The sequence below is a fragment of the Streptomyces sp. NPDC059649 genome (genome assembly GCF_042734445.1).
Classification (GTDB): domain Bacteria; phylum Actinomycetota; class Actinomycetes; order Streptomycetales; family Streptomycetaceae; genus Streptomyces.
The window spans coordinates 1-17851 of the sequence record NZ_JBHWDV010000014.1; the positions used below are offsets into that span (position 1 = coordinate 1).

A 17851-nucleotide genomic window follows, 5' to 3' on the forward strand; every position below is an offset into this window, starting at 1 on the left:
CCCGCCGGCCCACGGGGGCCCCCTTCCCCCACCGCCAACCCCGGCGCCCTGTCCCGGGGGCCCCGGGTCGCCGGGGCGTCAGCTGCCGAAGGGGAATGCCGACCGGCGGGTCATCGACCGGACCTCGTGCACGAACACGAGGGGGCGGTGGGCGAGTTGGCCGTCCGCAGGGGCGGCGGCCGGGGCGACGGGGGAGAGGCCAAGGGCCGGGGCGATGGTCATGCTCATGAACGGCCGGCCGGGAATCGTGACGTATGGAGACGAGTGGGGCCGACGGGAATTCCGGGACGGGTGGGCGGTCGGCCCGGCCGACAATTCCGGTTGCCGGGACGGCAAAGGAGGAGAGGCGGCCTCATCTCTCGGGCTCTAGCGTGAAGAGAGGCCAACGCTTTTCTCCGTACGGAGCGCACGGCACGAACCACAGGCGACGGAGCGAGGGGTGTGAGCGGGATGACCGAGGTCACCGAGCACGGGTCGCGGAACGCCGGGACCCTCGGGCGGACGACCATCGCCGACGGCGTGGTGGCGAAGATCGCATATCTGACGGCCGGTGATGTGGTCGGCGTACACGCCCTGGGCAGTGGGCTCGCGCGGTCCGTGGGCGAGCTGCGCAAACGGGTGCCCGGCGGAGGGTCGGGCGGCACGCACGGGGTCAGGGTCGAGGTCGGCGAGAAGCAGACGGCCATCGACCTGGACATCATCGTCGACTACGGCGAAGTGATACCGGACGTCGGACGTTCCGTCCGCGAGCAGGTCATCGCCGCGGTCGAGCGGATGACCGGCCTGGAGGTCGTGGAGGTCAACATCGCGGTCAGCGATGTGAAACTCCCCGAAGAGGAGGAGGAGCCCACCGAACGGGTCGTCCGGTAGGCGGGGACCCTCCTGCCGGGCCCGGACCCGGGGCGTCGGCGCACGGCGGGAGCGATGTGGCCACCCCGCCGGCGCCTGCTGCCGCCGGCCAACTGCCCCGCCGGCCACCGGCGCCATGCGACTGCGCCATCCGGACGACGGGGTGTCGGCAGCCGCCTCAGTGCCCGGTCAGGGACTCCGCGCCGGGCAGCGCGCACACCGCCACGCCGCGCTGGGCGACGCTGGCCAGGACCAGCCGACTGCCCGTACGGCAGACCGCGGTGACCATGCGATACGGCGACCGGGCGGCGCGCAGGTCCCACGCCGGGTGGCCGTCGGGCCGGATGCCCAGCACCCGCACGGTCGGATGCGGCGGCGGGAAGGGACGCACCCGCCGCACCGTCCGCCAGACGGCCCGCCGCACCGGGCGGGGCAGGGCGTGCATCAGCTCCAGGGCCGGGTGGCGCGGCCCGGCGAGGGCCACCCAGAAGATGCCGTCCTCGGCGAGGGAGATGTTGTCGGGATAACCGGGCAGGTCCGCGGCGAACGTCTCGGAGTGGCCGGCGCGCGGCCCGGTGAGCCGGTAGCGGCGCAGCCGGCGGGCCCCGGTCTCGGCCACGAGGAGGAACGACCCGTCCGGCGCCAGCGCCACACCATTGGCGAACTGCAGCCCCGACAGCAGCACTTCGGGCGTTCCGCCGGGCCGCAGCCGCAGCAGCCGGCCCGTCCCGAGGTGCTCCAGGATGTCGCCCGGCCACTCGTCGAGACCGTAGCGGCGGCTGGAGACGGTGAAGTAGACGGTGCCGTCCGGCGCCGCGGTGACATTGCTGCAGAACCGCAGGGGCGCGCCGGCCACCTCGTCGGCCAGCACCCGGACCGTCCCGTCCCGGATCGTGAGCTGCAGCAGACCCCGGTAGGCGTCGCAGACGAGCAGCTCACCACCGGGGAGCGGATGCAGACCGAGCGGCCGGCCGCCGGTGTGCCCCACGGCCTCCGCCCGGATTCCCCGGTCGGCCGCTCCCGCCTCCGGCAGCCGCAGCCGCCAGATCGTGCCGTCCGCGGCGCCCGTCAGCACATTGCCGTCGGCGTCCGCCACCACGTCCTCGGGCCCCTCGATCTCGGGAGCGACGAGCCGCGCCGACGGGAGCGGCAGCGGCCCCCCGCCCGTGGCCCGCTCCCCCTGGACGGTGCTCACCGGCCGCGCCGGCGCCGGGCCGCCCGGACGCACCGGGTCATCTCCTCCGCGTACGGCAGCACGATGCAGGCGCCGATGCCGAGGCCGATACCGGCCAGATAGCGCGCGGGCAGCGGGTTCTCCTTGGGCAGCAGCTTCCAGTCCTCGGGCCCGCGGCCGCCGCGCAGCGTGGCCCGGACCTGCTCGGGGTGGAGCGTGCCCAGGAACGCCAGCGCGGCCAGCGGCAGGACCTCCAGGAAGCTGTGGATGTGCTGCTCGACCGGGCGCAGCTCCCGCTCGCCGTCCGCCAGGCCGACGTCCCACAGGGCGGTGGCGGCGTGCGCCAGCGCGGCACCGCCCATGACCGTCAGGACCAGCGGATTGATCCTGGCCAGCAGGCCCATCGCGACCGGCACCCCGGCCTCGGCCATCATCAGCGCGTGCACCGCCGATTCCCGCACCCCCGTGGTGTCCTCGATGCGGGTGCGCCGGTGCATGGCCCAGTCCGCCACCGCCGGGACGAACCACAGCGGCATCACGCCGTACATCAGGAACCGGCGGTTGGCGTCCTCGACGTCCATCGGCCGGCGCGGTGCGGCGAGCGCGGCGGGCCGGTACCGGCCGCGCCGGACCCGGGCGACCGGACTCTTCTTGAGGTCCATGCTTACGTTTCCTCCTCCAATCGGATCGCCTTCCTCAGGTCCTCCGCGGCCTTTCCGCCCCGGCCCTCGCGCGACTCCAGCAGCGCGGCCGCCACGGCGTCGAGTTTCCGTTGGATCGCATGTTCCGCCCGCAGCTCGGAGTTCTTGAGCAGGGCGAGGAGAAGCAGGGTCACCGCGGTCATGAAATCCCCCACCAGCAGCTGCCAGGCCAGTGACAGATGGGCGAGGTGAACGGCGAGGAAAAGGGCGATCAGGACGAGGCAGAGCACGAAGAAGAGCGGGGAACTGGTGAAATGCGAGGCCTTTTCGGCCAGTTCGGCGAACCGCCCCCGTTCGTTACCGCCGCGGTTCACGGGATGACGAAGGGTCATGGCTCCTGGATACTCGATGGGCCGCTACGGTCGGAGACCGCCATGCCGCCGCCGCGCCGGGCGATTTCACCCGCACGGCCTTTCCGCTCGGCACACGACGCTTGCACAGCGACGCGTCCGGTCACGTGCGCGGCGACGAGTCCCGTTACTTGAGCAGCGACGCATCCAGCCGCGCCAGGAGTGCGGCCGGCCCGTCGTAGACCTCCCGCGCACCGGCGGCCAGCAATTCGTCACGGCAGTAGCCGCCGGTGAGCACGCCCACGCAGGGCACCCCGGCCCGGGCGCCGGCCTTCATGTCCCACACGGTGTCCCCGACGAAAACCGCCCGACCGGGCTCGGTACCGGCCTGCGCCAGCGCCTGTTCGACGAGGTCGGGGGAGGGTTTGCTGGACTCGACGTCGTCGGCGCCGGTGACCGCGGTGAGCGCGTCCTCGGCGTCCAGCGCGGCACGCATGGCGCTCAGCTCCGCGCCGCCCGCCGAACTGGCGAGGACCACCGTCCAGCCGCGCCCCGCGCAGGCCCGCAGCAGGTCGGCGGCGCCCTCCAGGGGCGCCAGCCGGTCCCAGTACTCGGCGAAGAGCGTCTTGTGCGCCGCGCTGATCGCGGCATCGCCCTCGCGGTCCCGGTCCGGGCCCAGCAGATGGTCGATGAGGTGGTCGGCGCCCATGCCGACGGTGCGGTGGACGGCGGCCGTCGGCACCCGGTGGCCGGCCTGGCGGAACGCCTCCCACCAGGTGACGGCGTGCAGATAGGTGCTGTCGACGAGGGTGCCGTCCATGTCGAACAGGGCGGCTCTGCGGTCCGCGGTCATGGTCCGCCTCCTTCACGGTGGCCGGGGGTGAACGGACGTGCCGATCGCCGGGACGTGCCCTCCTCGCGGCGCCGGGACTCGATGCCGTTGCCCTTCAGCTCGTGCGGCCTGCGCCGGCGGTCCGTCCGCGGGAGTTCATCGGGCTCCCGGCGCTCCACGACGTCACCGACCGGCTCGCCGTGCGGCAGCCGCGGATGTGACGCGGGGTCGGGCGGGCCCGGCGCGCGTTTCCTGATGCGCCGGCCCCAGGCGAACGCCGCGAGCAGCAGGGCGACGACGAGGACACCGACGATCGTGAGCAGGGCGCCGCTCGTTCCGTGCGGAGCGGCGAGAGGCGCGGACAGATGCGTGGTTTCCACGGTCAGCTTCTCCATTCCGGGCGGATACCCGGCACCTGTCCGAACAAGCGCCGGAATGACGCGGAGAGGGCCTTGATGAGGTCACCCCGGTTCATCGACGAACGGCCGGAAATACCGGCCTCGGTGGCGAGTTCGTAGAGCTCCGATTTGCTGCGGCCTGCCAGGTCCGAGGGCGGAGTACGGCGCTTTCCGCCCTTCGCCTTCGCGGTCTTCCGTTTGCCCTTCGCCGTGTCGAGACTGGCGTGCAGGACGTCCATCAGATCGATGACGATGTCGTCGGCGGCGACCTCCTCGCCGGTGCGTTCGTTGACCCGCTGGTTGCGGATCCGGTCGGAGGTGCCGCGCTGGATCTGGTGGAAGTGGAGGGTGTGGCCGTCCGTCGCCGTGTAGAGCCGCACCGGCAGCGTGACCAGCCCGAAGGTCAGCGCGCCGCTCCACACCGGACGTGCCATGGATCGCACCTCTCCACACCGGACGTGCCAGGGGCCTGGTCCTCTCCATGGCACGACCGATCGGCGGTGATCGCATCCCAGCCGATGCGTCAGGAGCGCGGTACCCGGGCCACCTCCGGTGTCTCGGTGTCCAGCGGTACCGACCAGGACCGCACCAGGCCGAGCTGGACGCCCTGGCGGGGCAGCACCGCGTCCAGGAGCCAGTCGGCGGCCACCCGCACCCGGTTCCCGGGCATCGCCATCAGGTGGTAGCCGCGGGTGACGGCACCGGCGAGCGGGCCGGACAGCGGGACGTGCAGCGGGTTCGCGGCGGCCTGCACCCCGCCCAGGTCCACCATGAACCCCAGGTCGTGGTGCTCGTACGCGCGTGGGGTGCCGTGGCCGCAGGACGCCGCCACATTGCGCGCCGCGACCTTGCCCTGCCGCTGGGCGTGCTGGGCGGTCATCGGCGTCACCTTGCCCGGCCGGGTCAGGTCCGGGACGGCCGCCGCGTCACCGCAGGCGAACACTTCGGGCCGTCCGGGCACGCCCAGGTACTCGTCGACGCACAGCCGCCCCCGGTCGGTGGGCAGCCCCATCGAGGCCACCAGCGGGTCCGGGCGGACGCCGACGCACCAGATCAGACTGCGGCTTTCGACGAACTCGCCGTCGTCCAGCAGCACCCCGTCCCGGGTGGCCTCCTTGACCGACGTGCCGGTACGGACGTCCACCCCGCGGCCGCGCAGCACCCGCTCGGCGGTGTTCGAGAGCCGCTCGTCGAGCTCCGGCAGCAGCCGGTCGGCGATGTCCAGCAGCAGCCAGCGCGGCCGCGGACCGTCCCGCAGCCCGGTGTTCTGCCGGGCCAGCGCATCGGTGAACAGCACGCCGTGGGCGGCGACCTCGGTGCCGGTGTAGCCCGCCCCGACGACCACGAACGTGGTCCTGGCGGCCCGTTCGGCCGGGTCCTCGGCCGCCCCGGCCAGTTCGCACTGGCGGGTGATGTGGTCGCGCAGATAGAGCGCCTCGGGCATGCCGCGGAAGCCGTGGGCGTGCTCGGCGACCCCGGGGATGGGCAGCAGCTTGTTGACGCTGCCGACGGTCAGCACCAGCCGGTCGTAGTCCAGCGTGCCCTCCCGGTCCTCCGGGTCGGTGTACGCCACCCGGCGGGCGTCCAGGTCCAGGTCGTGGGCCTGCCCGAGGACGAGCCGGACGCCCGGCAGGGTCCCGGTCAGTGACACCGAGATCCGGCGCGGCTCCAGGATCCCGGCCGCCACTTCCGGCAGCAGAGGTACGTAGAGGAAGTAGTCATGGGGGTTGAGCAGCACGATCTCGGCGGCTCCCTTGGCCATCCGGGAGAGTGTGCGGGCACATTCGTAGCCGGCGAAACCGGCTCCGACGATCACGATCCGAGGACGACGTCGATGCACGTGGACTCCTGCGGTCGAGGACGGTCAGTCTGTCGATTGCGGTGGTTCCCGGCCGTCCGGGCGGGCGGTGGCCGGGTCCGGCCCCGGTCCGCCGGACGGTCCTTTCGCGGCGCGCTGCGGGACGACGGTGTACGCCGGGTCCTCGGCGGAGGCGATCCCGGCGGCGAAGACGCCGAACCGGGTGCACGCCGACCCGGCGAGCAGTGCCAGCCCGGCGGCGACGGCCGCCGTCCGGGAACGGCGCGCGCCGAGCGCCGCGGTCACCGCTCCGGCACCGAGCAGCAGCTCGGCCCCGCGCAGCAGCCGGCCGGCCCGGCCCTCCCGGTAGGTCTCCGCCACCATCCCCAGCCGCCGCTCCGCCGCCCGGGTCGCCGCCGCGTCCGCGGCGGCGGCCAGCACGGCGGCACAGCGCGCGGGCGCGGTCTCGCGGGGCGGGGCCAGCACCAGCGCCATGCCGGACGCGGCGGCGGTCGCGGAGGCCGCGAAGAGATAGGGCAGTTCGCGGTGTGCGCCGTGCCAGGCCGGCACCGCGGTGTCCGCCGCGAGCACGGCGGTGTACGTGGCCACGGCCGGTCCCAGCGCCGCGGCGGCCGCGGTGGCGGCGGCGCCGGCCCGCGGCAGCCGCCCGCTGACCGCGCACACCGCCGCCGCACCGGCCGCCGGCCCGTAGCCGCTGAGCAGCCAGGAACCGACGCTCATCGGCGAGGTCGGCTTCAGCACGCGCAGCATGTTGGCGAACCGGGCGGGCCGGCCGAGGTCGTGGACGAGCGCCGCGGTGGACAGCGAGACGGCCGCCAGCGACGAGACCTTCATCCCGGTCGCCAGCGTGGTCCGGCCGGTCAGCTGGGCGCCCGCGGCGAGCACCGAGCCGGCGCCCGCCAGGCCGCCGAGGAAGAAGTAGCCGGCGATGTCCCGGGCCGACCAGGAGGGCGCCTTGATGACCGGCCGGCCGTAGTAGGAGTCGAACTCGGCGCGCGGGACCATGAGTTCCTCGCCCTTGCGGGGCCGCCGTGCGCGCCGGTCGTCCGGCCTGTCGGTCCGGGTCATCGCCGTCCCCTCCCTCGGAGCACGGCGGGCAGCGCGAAGGACAGCGCGAAACCGCCCGCCAGCGACAGCGCCGCCGCGCCGGCGTGCTTCCACATCGCGGGCAGGTCCCGGGTGGTGACCTGCGGGTCCGGCGGCAGCCCGTAGACCTCCGGCTCGTCCAGCAGCAGGAAGAACGCCCCGTCGCCGCCGACCCCGTCCGCGGGGTCGTGGCCGTAGAGCCGGGCCTCGGGCACCCCGGCCGCGTGCAGCTGGTCCACCCGCAGTGCGGCCCGCTCGCGCAGCTCGTCGAGCGGGCCGAACTGGATCGACTCGGTGGGGCAGGCCTTCGCGCAGGCCGGTTCCTGTCCGGCGCCGAGCCGGTCGTAGCAGAGCGTGCACTTGAACGCCCGGCCGTCGGACGGGCGTTGCTCGATCACGCCGTAGGGGCAGGCCGGGACGCAGTAGCCGCAGCCGTTGCAGATGTCCTCCTGCACCACCACGGTCCCGAACTCGGTGCGGAACAGCGAGCCGGTCGGGCAGACGTCGAGGCAGGCGGCGTGGGTGCAGTGTTTGCAGACGTCGGACGACATCAGCCAGCGCAGGTCACCGCCGGCCGACTGGTCCGCGTCCTCGGCGAGCGGCAGCACCGTACGGCCCTCGGGCGCGGGCACCGGGGCACGCGGTGCCGACTGCTCGATGAAGGCCACGTGCCGCCAGGTGGACGCCCCGAGCCCGGCGGTGTTGTCGTACGACATGCCGGTGAGCGTCAGCCCGTCCTCCGGGAGGGCGTTCCACTCCTTGCACGCCACCTCGCACGCCTTGCAGCCGATGCAGACGGAGGTGTCGGTGAAGAACCCGACCCGGGGCGGGGCACCGGCGTGCCCGGCGTCGCCGGCCGGGTCCGGCTCCGGGCCGCTGAGCAGCCTGTCGGTCATGGCCTTCGGTCCTCTCCGGTGTGCTCGGTGATGCCCGCCCGCCGCCGGTACTCCGCCACCAGGCGGGGCAGGGCGGGGCCGCGCGGCCGGCGGCCCGGGCGGATGTCGGCGGTGAGCGCCTTGTCCTCCTGGATGTGCGAGTTGGGGTCCAGCACGATCGCCATGAGCTCGTTGGCCGCGTCGCCGGTGACCACCCCGTTGGGGCCCCAGTGGAACGGCAGCCCGATCTGGTGCACCTCGCGGCCGTGCACGGTCAGCGTCCTGATCCGGTCGGTGACCGCGACCCGCGCCTCGATGGCGTTCCGGGCGGTGACGATCGTCGCCCAGCCGTTGTGCGTCAGGCCGCGCTCGGCGGCCAGCCGCGGGGACACCTCGCAGAACAACTCCGGCTGCAGCTCGGCGAGATGGGACGACCAGCGGCTCATCCCGCCCGCCGTGAAGTGCTCGGTCAGCCGGTGGGTGGTCAGGACGTACGGGAAGACCTCGGCGCCCGGCTCGTCGCCGCTGGGGTGGTAGCGGTTGCCCTCGCGGACGTACCGCTGCTGGGTCGGGGAGCGCGGCCGGTCGGGGTAGAGGGCGTTGCCGAACGGCGAGTCCTGCGGCTCGTAGTGGGTCGGCAGCGGCCCGTCGAGCAGCCCGGACGGGGCGAACAGCCAGCCCTTGCCGTCCGCCTGCATGATGAAGGGGTCGTCGCCGCGCAGCGCGTCGGGCCCGCTCGCCCCGGGCGGCGGTACGTGGTCCGGCGCCCGGTCGGGCACGAAGTCCGGCACGTCGCGGCCGGTCCAGCGGCCCGCGTCGGCGTCCCACCACACATACGCCTTGCGGGCGCTCCAGGGCGTGCCGTCGGGGGCGGCGGACGCCCGGTTGTAGAGGATCCGGCGGTTCGCCGGCCAGGCCCACGCCCACTCGGCGGCGACCCAGTCCTGTGCGGTGTGCGGGGTGCGGCGGGCCGCCTGGTTGACGCCGTCCGCGTAGACCCCGCAGTAGATCCAGCAGCCGCAGCGGGTCGAACCGTCGTCCTTCAGCTCGGTGTAGGCACTGAGCGGGGCGCCGTCCGGGCCGTGCCCGTTGATCTCGGCGAGGACCGCGGCGGCGACCGGCTCCCGGTGGTCGCCCTCGACCGGGTAGTCCCAGGTCAGGTCCTGCACCATACGGTCCATCGGGTCGGTGGACGCCGCCAGCTTCTCCTTGATGCGCCGGCCCAGGTGGTACATGAACCACAGATCGCTGCGGGCGTCGCCGTCCGGCTCGACGGCGGCGTGGTGCCACTGCAGCCAGCGGTTGGTGTTGGTGAACGACCCGGACTTCTCGGTGTGCGAGGCGGCCGGCAGGAAGAACACCTCGGTCCCGATGTCCTCGGTGGCGAGCTCACCGCTGTCGATCTCGGGCCCGTCCTTCCACCAGGTCGCCGACTCGATGAGCGAGAAGTCGCGGACCACCAGCCAGTCGAGGTGGGCCATGCCCAGCCGCTGCAGCCGGGTGTTGGCCGAGCCCACGGCGGGGTTCTCACCCATCAGGAAGTAGCCCTTGCAGACGCCGTCCAGCTGGGCCATGACGGTGTCGTAGGTGCTGTGCGAGCCGGTCAGCCGCGGCAGGTGGTCGAAGCAGAAGTCGTTCTCCGGGGTCGCGGCGTCGCCGTAGTACGCCTTGAGCAGGCTGACGAAATACGCCCGCATGTTGCCCCAGAAGCCCTTGTCGGTGCGGCTCGCCGCGATGAAGGTGTCCAGGTCCTCGTGGGTGTGCGCATGCGGCATCGGCAGATAGCCGGGCAGCAGGTTGAAGAGGGTGGGGATGTCGCTGGAGCCCTGGATGGAGGCGTGGCCGCGGAGCGCCTGGATGCCGCCGCCGGGGCGGCCGATGTTGCCCAGCAGCAGCTGCAGGACGCTCGCGGCCCGGATGTACTGGGAGCCGGTCGCGTGCTGGGTCCAGCCGACCGCGTAGACGAAGGCGCTGGTCCGCTCCCGCCCGGAGTTCTCGGTCAGCGCGTCGCACACCTGCCGGAACGTCTCGCGCGGGATCCCGCAGGTCCGCTCGACCATCTCGGGCGTGTAGCGGGCGTAGTGCCGCTTGAGGATCTGGTAGACGCACCGGGGGTGGGTCAGGGTCGGGTCCCGCGGCGCCTCCGCGGCGGCCTGCGGACCGCCCGAACCGTGCGTCTCGGCGTGGCCGGGGACGTGGTGGGCGGAGCCGCGGAGGTCCGCCAGCCGCTGGTCGTGCAGCTGCTCGACGTCGCCGGCCGGGGCCTGGACGTCGGTGCCCTCGTACTGCCAGCTCGCCGGGTCGTAGCGGCGCCCCTCCTCGTCCAGTCCGGAGAACACCCCGCCGAGGTCCTCGGTGTCCCGGAAGTCCTCGCTGATCAGGGTGGCGGCGTTGGTGTAGGCGAGGACGTACTCGCGGAAGTCCTTCTCCTCCGACAGGACGTGGTGGATCAGCCCGCCCAGGAAGGCGAGGTCGGTGCCGGCCCGGATCGGCACGTGCAGGTCGCACAGCGCGCTGGTCCGGGTGAAGCGCGGATCGACGTGGATGATCCGGGCGCCCCGGGCCTTGGCCTCCATCACCCACTGGAAGCCCACCGGATGCGCCTCGGCGAAGTTCGAGCCCTCGATGACGATGCAGTCCGCGTGCTGGAGGTCCTGCATGAAGGTGGTCGCCCCGCCGCGCCCGAACGAGGTGCCCAGGCCCGCGACCGTCGAGCTGTGGCAGACCCGGGCCTGGTTCTCCACCTGGACCACGCCCAGACCGGTCAGCAGCTTCTTGATCAGGTAGTTCTCCTCGTTGTCGAGGGTCGCGCCGCCCAGGCTCGCGATGCCGAGCGTGCGGGCCACCCGCTTGCCGTCGGCCTCCCACTGCCAGGTGTCCCGGCGGGTCTCGATCACCCGCTCGGCGATCATGTCCATGGCCGTGTCCAGGTCGAGCGGCTGCCAGTCGGTCCCGTACGGCCGGCGGTAGAGGACCTGGTGGCGCCGGGACGGCCCGGTCGTCAGCTGGAGCGTCGCCGACCCCTTGGGGCACAGCCGCCCCCGGCTCACCGGCGAATCCGGGTCGCCCTCGATCTGCACCACCCGGTCGTCCTTGACGTACACCTGCTGTCCGCAGCCGACCGCGCAGTACGGGCAGACCGACTTCACCACCCGGTCGGCGGTGTCCGTCCGCGGCCGGAGCGCCTCGGTGCGCGCCGACATCGCGGCCCGTCCGCGGCCCAGCGGATCGCCGCCGGTCAGCTGCCGGTACACGGGCCAGTCACGCAGCAGCCTCCCCACGCCCATGGCTCCTCCAAGCACCTCGCCTCTGCGGTCAGCTCCAATCTCGCTCCCGCGGCCCTCGCGTGCCCCTTGGCGGGCGTGTTACTCACCCGACCGGGCACTCGAAGAGCCGCGGGGCGGGTCCCGGCCGCACGTGCGGCGCCGCCCGCCGCGCGCCACAGTGAGAGATGCGGCATCCCAGGAAAGGCGGGCGGACCCGTGAGTGGCAGGAACGGACTGACGACGTACCGCGGCAAACGGCACTTCGACCGGACCCGCGAGCCGCAGGGCGGGCAGACCTCCTCCGGCGACACCCCCTGCTTCGTGGTGCAGATCCACGACGCCAGCACCCTGCACTTCGACTTCCGGCTGGAGGTCGACGGCGTCCTCAAGTCCTGGTCGGTGCCGAAGGGACCGTCCACCGATCCGCAGGACAAACGGCTGGCCATGCCCACCGAGGACCATCCGCTGGAGTACCGGGAGTTCGAGGGCGTCATCCCGGAAGGGGAGTACGGCGCGGGCACCGTCATCGTGTGGGACGAGGGCAGCTACCGTCCGCTGCCCGGTAGGAAGAAGGGCCGCACCCGCACCTTCGGCGAGGCACTGGAGCAGGGCCACGCCTCCTTCTGGCTCGACGGCAGCAAACTCCACGGCGGCTATGCGCTCACCCGGTTCCGCGGCGGCGACGGCCCGGGGAAGCGGGAGTCCTGGCTGCTGGTCAAGGAGAACGACGAACGGGCCGAACGGCGCGGCACCCCCGACGCCCGCCGGGCCCGGTCCGTCCGCAGCGGGCGGACCCTCAAACGGGTCGCCGAGGAGGAGACCGGGGAGCAGGGGATGCGGCGATGACCGCGGCCGGCGGGCGGCTGTCGGCGCGGCCCGCCGACGAGCGGGCCCAGGACGTGGTCCGGCAACGTCCCGCACGGAGCTGACCGGGGACCCCGCCATGTCCGGCACCGCGCTCATCGTGATCGACATGCTCAACTCCTACGAGCACGAGGACGCCGAACTGCTGCTGCCCTCCGTGCGCGCGACGCTGCCGCAGCTCACCGCACTCATCGAACGGGCCCGGCGGAGCGATGCCGAGGTCATCTACGTCAACGACAATTTCGGGCTGTGGCGCTCGCACCACGACGAGCTGCTGGACACCGTGCTGAGCGGCCCGCACGCCGACCTCGTGGAGCCGGTACGGCCGGACGAGAAATCACTGTTCGTGGTCAAGGCACGGCACTCGATCTTCTACCAGACACCGCTGGAATACCTGCTGCGCCAGCACGGCATCGACACCATCGTGCTCTGCGGCCAGGTCACCGAACAATGCGTGCTCTATTCGGCGCTCGACGCCCATATCCGGCACATCGAGGTCACCGTCGTCGAGGACGCCTGCGCGCACATTCACCGGGATCTGGCGGAAGCCGCGCTGCGCATGATGGAACGCAATATGCGGGCCCGTATCGTCCGGTCCACCGCCGAGGAAATCTTCTGACCGCCCACCGGCGGACGGCGTGAAAGGGAGGGCAGAAGGGCAGAGAGGCATTCCGGAACCGGGCCGCTAGGCCTCCGGTTCGCCGTCGCCCGCATTGTCGCGGGCGATGTGCACCGCGGCTTCCTCGGCGGACGCCGCACCGCCGTCGATACCCACGTCCCGGGCGGCGATGTCGTCGCTGCCGCCGCGCCAGAAGCCCTCGTCGCTGCCCACGAGCCGGCCGGCCCGCTCCTCGCCGCACTCCAGATCCACCGGCTCGCCCACACCGCCCGGCAGATCACCGATGCCGTCGCCGTCGACCGGGAGCACGTCCGGCACCTCCACGGCCAGTCGGTGCTCCAGCGACTCGCGGTCGTGCAGTTCCCGTGCCGTGGTGCCGTCGTGATTGACCACGAAGGGCCGTTCGGGCGGCGAATAACCGGTGTCCAGCAGGGCATCGAGGTCGGGCTCGTCGAGAGCGTCCTCCATGTCGAGGTCGTTGGGATTGTCCTGGGGGTCGGAGCTGGGCGGCTGGTAGACCTCGTCGCCCATCGCGTCGTCGGACATGACCGCCCTCCCTCTCCCGTCCGCTCGTCCCGCCGCGGGCTGCGGCGGGCCTCTGTCACCAATTGTCCGCCTCCCGCCGCCGCTCGGCAGCGTCAGGAGGCGGACGGCAGGGTCAGCGCCGCACGTGCTCGGTGTGCAGTCCGATGGCCTCGGCGATGGCCTGCACATTGACGTACCGGTCGTGGGCCGGCAGCCGTTGCGCCAGTTCCACCAGCCGGTCCGGCGCGTGGTTGCGCCGCAGCGTCTCGATGATCGTGTTCTTGTCGGCGGGGTACAGGCTCCGGCCGAGGTGCTGGGCGAGTTCGGAGCGCAGTCCCACGTCCAGCTCGGTCATCCCGCTCGGCGTACCGCCGCGGTAGTCGCTCGCGGGCGACCACGCCGGCACCGGCTGGTCCTCGCCCGCGGGCTGGAGTTCATGCTCCTCGTCGGTCCGCAGCGAGCGCTCCGCGGCCAGTTGCCCGCGCAGCTGCTTCTTCATCATGTCGTCCCGGGCGGGGCCGGTCTTGTCCATTCCGTGTTCCATGACCATCGCTGCCTCCGGTCTCCGAGTCGTACCCGACCCGACGCTTTCTCCCAGTTTCCCTGGTCCTTCCGCCCTAACAACCCGGCGCACTCGATTCAAGCCCCGGGACGGAATTCACCCGCACCGCCACCCTGCGTGACCGCCGATGCATATCCCCGGCCGGACCGCAATGCATACGCCCTGGGGGATCGGGAATTCGTATGACAGCCAACCGCGTACGCAGTCACGCATGCGCACCACACCGCATACCCAGCCAACCGCTGACAAGCCCACCGCATACCGGGAGAACCCAAGGAGGCAGCGCCATGCGACTCTCGCTCCTTCGACCGGTCATCGATCGGCCGGGCCCATGGGCAACCGTCTATGCCGATATCTCGCACGGAACCGAGGACGCCGAAAAACAGCAAGAGTTGACGGCGAGCGCGACCACCGCGCAGCTTTTCGCGCTCGGCGCGGACGAGGCCACCTGCGGCGCCGTGCACGAGGCCCTGGTCACGCGGCGCGAAGGGGAACCGCAGTCGCACGCCGGGCGGGTGCTGTTCGCCACCAACGGCAAGGTGGTGCTGGACGCACCACTGCCCGGGCCGCCGCCCACCCCCTTCGCCGCCTGGGGACCGGTGCCCCGGATCGCGCCCTTCCTGGCCGCGATCGGTGACGACCCCGTCTGCCTCGTGGTCCGGCTGGACCGCACCGGCGCGGACCTCGCCGTCCTCGGCCAGCAGGGCACCGAGGACCAGGCCGGCAAGGTCACCGGCGCCGAGTGGCCCATCCACCGCACCACGTCCTCGGACTGGTCCGAAACCCACTTCCAGGCCAAGGTGGAGAACACCTGGGAGCAGAACGCCGCGGAGATCGCCGACGCGATCCGCCGGACCGCCGAGGAACACGGGGCGGAGGCCATCATCCTGATCGGCGACGCCCGTGAACGGCACCTCGTCCACGACAAGATGCCGGAGCAACTGCGCAGTATCACCTACGAGAGCGAGCACGGCGGCCGCGCGCCCGGCTCCGAGACCGACCTGGTGGAACGGGACATCGCCCAGGTCCGGGCCGAACAGGAACGCCAGCACGTCGCGGAGGTCACCGACCGCTTCCGTACCGGCCAAGGACCCGGCGGCAAGAGCGCCCCGCACGCCGCGGCCGGCATCCCCGCGCTGGTCGAGGCGGCCCGGGAACACCGGATCGACACCCTGCTGGTCGACCCGCACGGCGCGGACACCGGCCGCCAGGTGTGGGTCGGCGAGGGCGCCGACCAACTGGCCGTGCGCGGCACCGAGTTGCAGTACCTCGGCGAGGTGCGGCCGGCCGCCGCCCGGGCCGACGACGCGCTCATCCGGTCGGCCGCGGCCAGCGGCGCCGAGGTCGTGATCGTCCGCGATCCCGAACAGGCGCCCTCCGGCGGGCTCGGCGCCATCCTGCGGTGGACGGACGAGCCGACGCCGGAGTGAGCCACCGCCGCCCGAAGTTCCCCCCGGTGGCGTGCCGTGAGCCCGGTCAGTCCTGGGCTTCGGCCGCCACCGGCTTCGGGATCAGGAACGAGGTGGCGATCGCCGCCACCAGGATGACCACACCGGCGATCATGGCCGCGGTGTAGCCGCCGGCGGACGCCGGATCGGCCGGTGCGGCGGCGGTCTTGACCGCGTAGAGCACCGCGAAGCTCAGCCCCGCGCCGAGGTTGAACGCGCCCGCGTTCAGGCCCGGCAGGAAGCCCGGGTTCTCGGCGGGGGAGAGCACGATGCCGAGCCCGTTGAGGACGATGTTGGCCACGCCCGCGTAGGCGACGCCCACCAGGACCGAGGTCACCAGCAGCAGGACGGGCGAGTGGCTGTGCATCGTCAGCAGCATCAGCACCACCGTCGCCACCGAGCCGACCAGGCCGTACCGCAGGATGCGCCGGTAGCCGAAGGTGGCGGCGAGCCGGCCGGCCAGCGGGCCCATGGCCAGACCGGCCAGCGCGTACGGCGACAGCGTCCACCAGGCGGAGGCCTCCGCGCTCATCCCGAGACCGGCCCGGGCGTCCTGCGCGAACGCCGGGATCAGCCCGTTCATCACGGCGAACACGCCGGTCATGGTCAGTACGGTGGTCAGCAGGGTCGCCCAGGTCGCGCGCTGCTTGAGGTGCCGCGTGGCGACCAGCGGGTGCCCGCTGCGGTTCTCGGTGCGCCAGAAGAGACCGAAGGCGGCCGCGGCCAGCACGACGAGGACGGCGATCAGCGGCCAGTTCGCGGCGGCCAGCTTGCCCGCCTCGTTGAGCGCGATCAGCAGCGAGCCGACCGAGACGACGAGCAGGGCGACGCCGGGCCAGTCCATCCGGCGGGCGCCCGACGCGTCCGGGGCCGGAGCCCTGGACTCCGGGGTCAGGGTGGCGACGAGGACGGTCGCCAGCGCCGCGACGACGGCCATGGCCCAGAAGACGGAGCCGAAGCCGTGGTGGTCGGCGAGGTAGCCGCCCGCGAGCGAGTCCACACCGGCGATCCCGCCGTTGACCGCGGTGATCACGCCGAGCAGGGTGCCGTACCGCTTCGGCTCCGGCACCTCGACCCGCAGCATGATCAGGCACAGCGGAACGACCGGACCGCTGACGCCCTGGATGACGCGGCCGGCGAACAGCATCGGCACGCTGGTCGCCAACGCGGCGACGACACAGCCGACGACCATCAGGCCGAGCATCCCGGTCAGCACCCGGCGGCGGCCGAGGAGATCGCCCAGCCGCGGCAGGAACAGGGAGAACAGGGCCGCCGAGGTGAAGAACGCGGTCTGGGTGAGGCCGATCTCGGCCGAGCTGGCACCGAGGGTGTCCTCGATGTTCTTCAGCGCCGGGCTGAGCATGCTGGCGTTCAGCTGGAACGCGAAACAGGCCGCCAGCAGCGCGGTGACCAGCACCCCGATACGGACGCCGGAACCGCCGCCCTTCGCCTCGACGGTGGACCGGGTGGGCCCGGGGAGAGAGGTGTTCATGCCGTGGGTGCCGTTCGTGCTGGGGGTGTCGTTCATGCTGTTCATTCGGCGATGTCGCCGATCCGCTCCAGCGCGTCCACGACGAGGTTCCAGAACCGCTCGTGGTCGAGCGTGACGGCGACCTGGGTGGTGCAGTCCTCCGGTGCGGGCGCGCGGAAGTCCGTCACGGTCATCCCGAGGGTCAGCGCACCGCGCAGCTCGACGTCCACCGGGGCCCGGCGCACGGTCATCACGTCCGGGTCGATGACGTACGCCACCGCGCACGGGTCGTGCACCGGCGGGTGCTCGAAGCCCTGGTTCTCGCGGTAGGCCTCACGGAAGAAGTCCAGCAGCTCCAGCACGAACGTGGCCGGTTTGGTGCCCACCGCGGCGATCTTCTCCTCGACCGCGGGGGTGGCCAGCGCCTGGTGCGTGAGGTCGAGTCCGACCATGGTGACCGGCCACTTCTCGTTGAAGACGATGTGCGCCGCTTCGGGGTCGATGATGATGTTGAACTCGGCGACCGCGCTCCAGTTGCCCTCGTGGAAGCCGCCGCCCATCAGCACGACCTCGCGGACCCGCTCGACGATCCGCGGCTCCTTGCGCGCGGCCAGCGCGATGTTGGTCAGGCCGGCCGTGGGCACGATGGTGATCTCGCCCGGCTCGTGCGCCATCACGGTGTCGATGATCAGGTCCACCGCGTGCCGGCGGTCCAGTTCGAGGGTGGGCTCGGGCAGCTCCGGGCCGTCCAGACCGGTGTCACCGTGGATCTCCGGCGCCGTCTCGATGTCCCGCACCAGCGGCCGCGGGCAGCCGGCCGCGAACGGGACACCGGTGATCCCGGCGATCCGCGCCACGGACAGCGCGTTGCGGGTCACCTTCTCGACCGACGCGTTGCCGACCACGGTCGTCACGGCGACCAGTTCGACCTCGGGATTGCCGTGCGCCAGGAGCATGGCGATCGCGTCGTCATGCCCCGGGTCGCAGTCGAGGATGATCTTTCTGGCCAACGGACGAGCCCCTTTGCTCTGCGGAACGGTGGTGCCGGGGTGAAGTCTCTGGGTGCGCCCGC

General features: G+C 72.6%; 18 protein-coding genes and 1 pseudogene. 4 read left to right on the plus strand and 15 right to left on the minus strand.

Annotated features, from left to right (window positions below):
* Positions 1 to 78: 78 nt before the first annotated feature.
* Positions 79 to 222, minus strand: coding sequence for a hypothetical protein (locus ACFV1J_RS17115; protein ID WP_385858819.1), 144 nt, complete (start codon positions 220 to 222; stop codon positions 79 to 81).
* A gap of 228 nt (positions 223 to 450) precedes the next feature.
* Here ACFV1J_RS17115 and ACFV1J_RS17120 point away from each other — a divergent pair, with 228 nt between their 5' ends.
* Positions 451 to 870, plus strand: coding sequence for an Asp23/Gls24 family envelope stress response protein (locus tag ACFV1J_RS17120; RefSeq protein ID WP_385859203.1), 420 nt, complete (start codon positions 451 to 453; stop codon positions 868 to 870).
* A gap of 157 nt (positions 871 to 1027) precedes the next feature.
* Here the strand turns inward: ACFV1J_RS17120 and ACFV1J_RS17125 are convergent, their stop codons facing one another.
* From ACFV1J_RS17125 to fdh, 10 genes and pseudogenes are all read right to left on the minus strand, one after another.
* Positions 1028 to 2044, minus strand: coding sequence for an SMP-30/gluconolactonase/LRE family protein (locus ACFV1J_RS17125; protein ID WP_385858821.1), 1017 nt, complete (start codon positions 2042 to 2044; stop codon positions 1028 to 1030).
* Complete coding sequence (locus tag ACFV1J_RS17130; RefSeq protein WP_385858822.1) at positions 2041 to 2685, minus strand: diguanylate cyclase; 645 nt, start codon at positions 2683 to 2685, stop codon at positions 2041 to 2043. The genes ACFV1J_RS17125 and ACFV1J_RS17130 overlap by 4 nt, the downstream gene beginning before the upstream one ends.
* A gap of 2 nt (positions 2686 to 2687) precedes the next feature.
* Positions 2688 to 3056, minus strand: a complete 369-nt coding sequence (locus tag ACFV1J_RS17135; RefSeq protein ID WP_385858824.1) for a low affinity iron permease family protein — start codon at positions 3054 to 3056, stop codon at positions 2688 to 2690.
* A 145-nt stretch (positions 3057 to 3201) separates the two neighbouring features.
* Positions 3202 to 3867 carry an HAD family hydrolase gene (locus ACFV1J_RS17140; RefSeq protein WP_385858826.1) on the minus strand — a complete coding sequence of 222 codons (666 nt, stop codon included), beginning with the start codon at positions 3865 to 3867 and terminating at the stop codon, positions 3202 to 3204.
* The gene (locus ACFV1J_RS17145) at positions 3864 to 4241 is read right to left on the minus strand and encodes a DUF6479 family protein (RefSeq protein ID WP_385858828.1); all 378 of its coding nucleotides are present in this window, start codon (positions 4239 to 4241) and stop codon (positions 3864 to 3866) included. Before ACFV1J_RS17145 ends, ACFV1J_RS17140 begins: the two co-directional genes overlap by 4 nt.
* A 251-nt stretch (positions 4242 to 4492) precedes the next feature.
* Positions 4493 to 4678 (minus strand): annotated as a pseudogene (locus ACFV1J_RS17150) (Ku protein); the annotation flags it as partial.
* Between the two features lie 89 nt (positions 4679 to 4767).
* Positions 4768 to 6006: an NAD(P)/FAD-dependent oxidoreductase gene (locus ACFV1J_RS17155; RefSeq protein WP_385858830.1), complete on the minus strand. Its 1239-nt coding sequence runs from the start codon at positions 6004 to 6006 to the stop codon at positions 4768 to 4770.
* 102 nt (positions 6007 to 6108) lie between these two features.
* Positions 6109 to 7131: an NrfD/PsrC family molybdoenzyme membrane anchor subunit gene (nrfD, locus tag ACFV1J_RS17160; protein WP_385858832.1), complete on the minus strand. Its 1023-nt coding sequence runs from the start codon at positions 7129 to 7131 to the stop codon at positions 6109 to 6111.
* Positions 7128 to 8045, minus strand: coding sequence for a 4Fe-4S dicluster domain-containing protein (locus ACFV1J_RS17165; RefSeq protein WP_385858834.1), 918 nt, complete (start codon positions 8043 to 8045; stop codon positions 7128 to 7130). Before ACFV1J_RS17165 ends, nrfD begins: the two co-directional genes overlap by 4 nt.
* Entirely contained in the window at positions 8042 to 11311 is a 3270-nt protein-coding gene (fdh, locus tag ACFV1J_RS17170) for a formate dehydrogenase (protein ID WP_385858836.1), read from the minus strand. Before fdh ends, ACFV1J_RS17165 begins: the two co-directional genes overlap by 4 nt.
* Positions 11312 to 11506: 195 nt before the next feature.
* Between fdh and ACFV1J_RS17175 the strand changes: the two genes are divergently transcribed.
* Complete coding sequence (locus ACFV1J_RS17175) at positions 11507 to 12136, plus strand: DNA polymerase ligase N-terminal domain-containing protein (protein ID WP_385858838.1); 630 nt, start codon at positions 11507 to 11509, stop codon at positions 12134 to 12136.
* 97 nt (positions 12137 to 12233) lie between these two features.
* On the plus strand, positions 12234 to 12773 hold the full coding sequence (locus tag ACFV1J_RS17180) for a cysteine hydrolase family protein (protein ID WP_385858840.1): 540 nt from the start codon (positions 12234 to 12236) through the stop codon (positions 12771 to 12773).
* Between the two features lie 66 nt (positions 12774 to 12839).
* On the opposite strand, the gene ACFV1J_RS17185 is transcribed toward ACFV1J_RS17180, so the two are convergent.
* Positions 12840 to 13319 carry a DUF5709 domain-containing protein gene (locus tag ACFV1J_RS17185; RefSeq protein ID WP_385858842.1) on the minus strand — a complete coding sequence of 160 codons (480 nt, stop codon included), beginning with the start codon at positions 13317 to 13319 and terminating at the stop codon, positions 12840 to 12842.
* A gap of 112 nt (positions 13320 to 13431) precedes the next feature.
* Positions 13432 to 13830 carry a DUF2795 domain-containing protein gene (locus ACFV1J_RS17190; RefSeq protein WP_385858844.1) on the minus strand — a complete coding sequence of 133 codons (399 nt, stop codon included), beginning with the start codon at positions 13828 to 13830 and terminating at the stop codon, positions 13432 to 13434.
* Between the two features lie 317 nt (positions 13831 to 14147).
* Between ACFV1J_RS17190 and ACFV1J_RS17195 the strand changes: the two genes are divergently transcribed.
* On the plus strand, positions 14148 to 15290 hold the full coding sequence (locus ACFV1J_RS17195) for a Vms1/Ankzf1 family peptidyl-tRNA hydrolase (protein WP_385858846.1): 1143 nt from the start codon (positions 14148 to 14150) through the stop codon (positions 15288 to 15290).
* A gap of 46 nt (positions 15291 to 15336) precedes the next feature.
* Here the strand turns inward: ACFV1J_RS17195 and ACFV1J_RS17200 are convergent, their stop codons facing one another.
* Both ACFV1J_RS17200 and ACFV1J_RS17205 read right to left on the minus strand, forming a co-directional pair.
* The gene (locus ACFV1J_RS17200; protein WP_385859205.1) at positions 15337 to 16800 is read right to left on the minus strand and encodes an MFS transporter; all 1464 of its coding nucleotides are present in this window, start codon (positions 16798 to 16800) and stop codon (positions 15337 to 15339) included.
* Positions 16801 to 16841: 41 nt separating this feature from the next.
* A complete protein-coding gene (locus ACFV1J_RS17205) occupies positions 16842 to 17789 on the minus strand; it encodes a nucleoside hydrolase (protein WP_385858848.1) in 948 nt (315 codons plus the stop codon).
* Positions 17790 to 17851 lie beyond the last annotated feature (62 nt).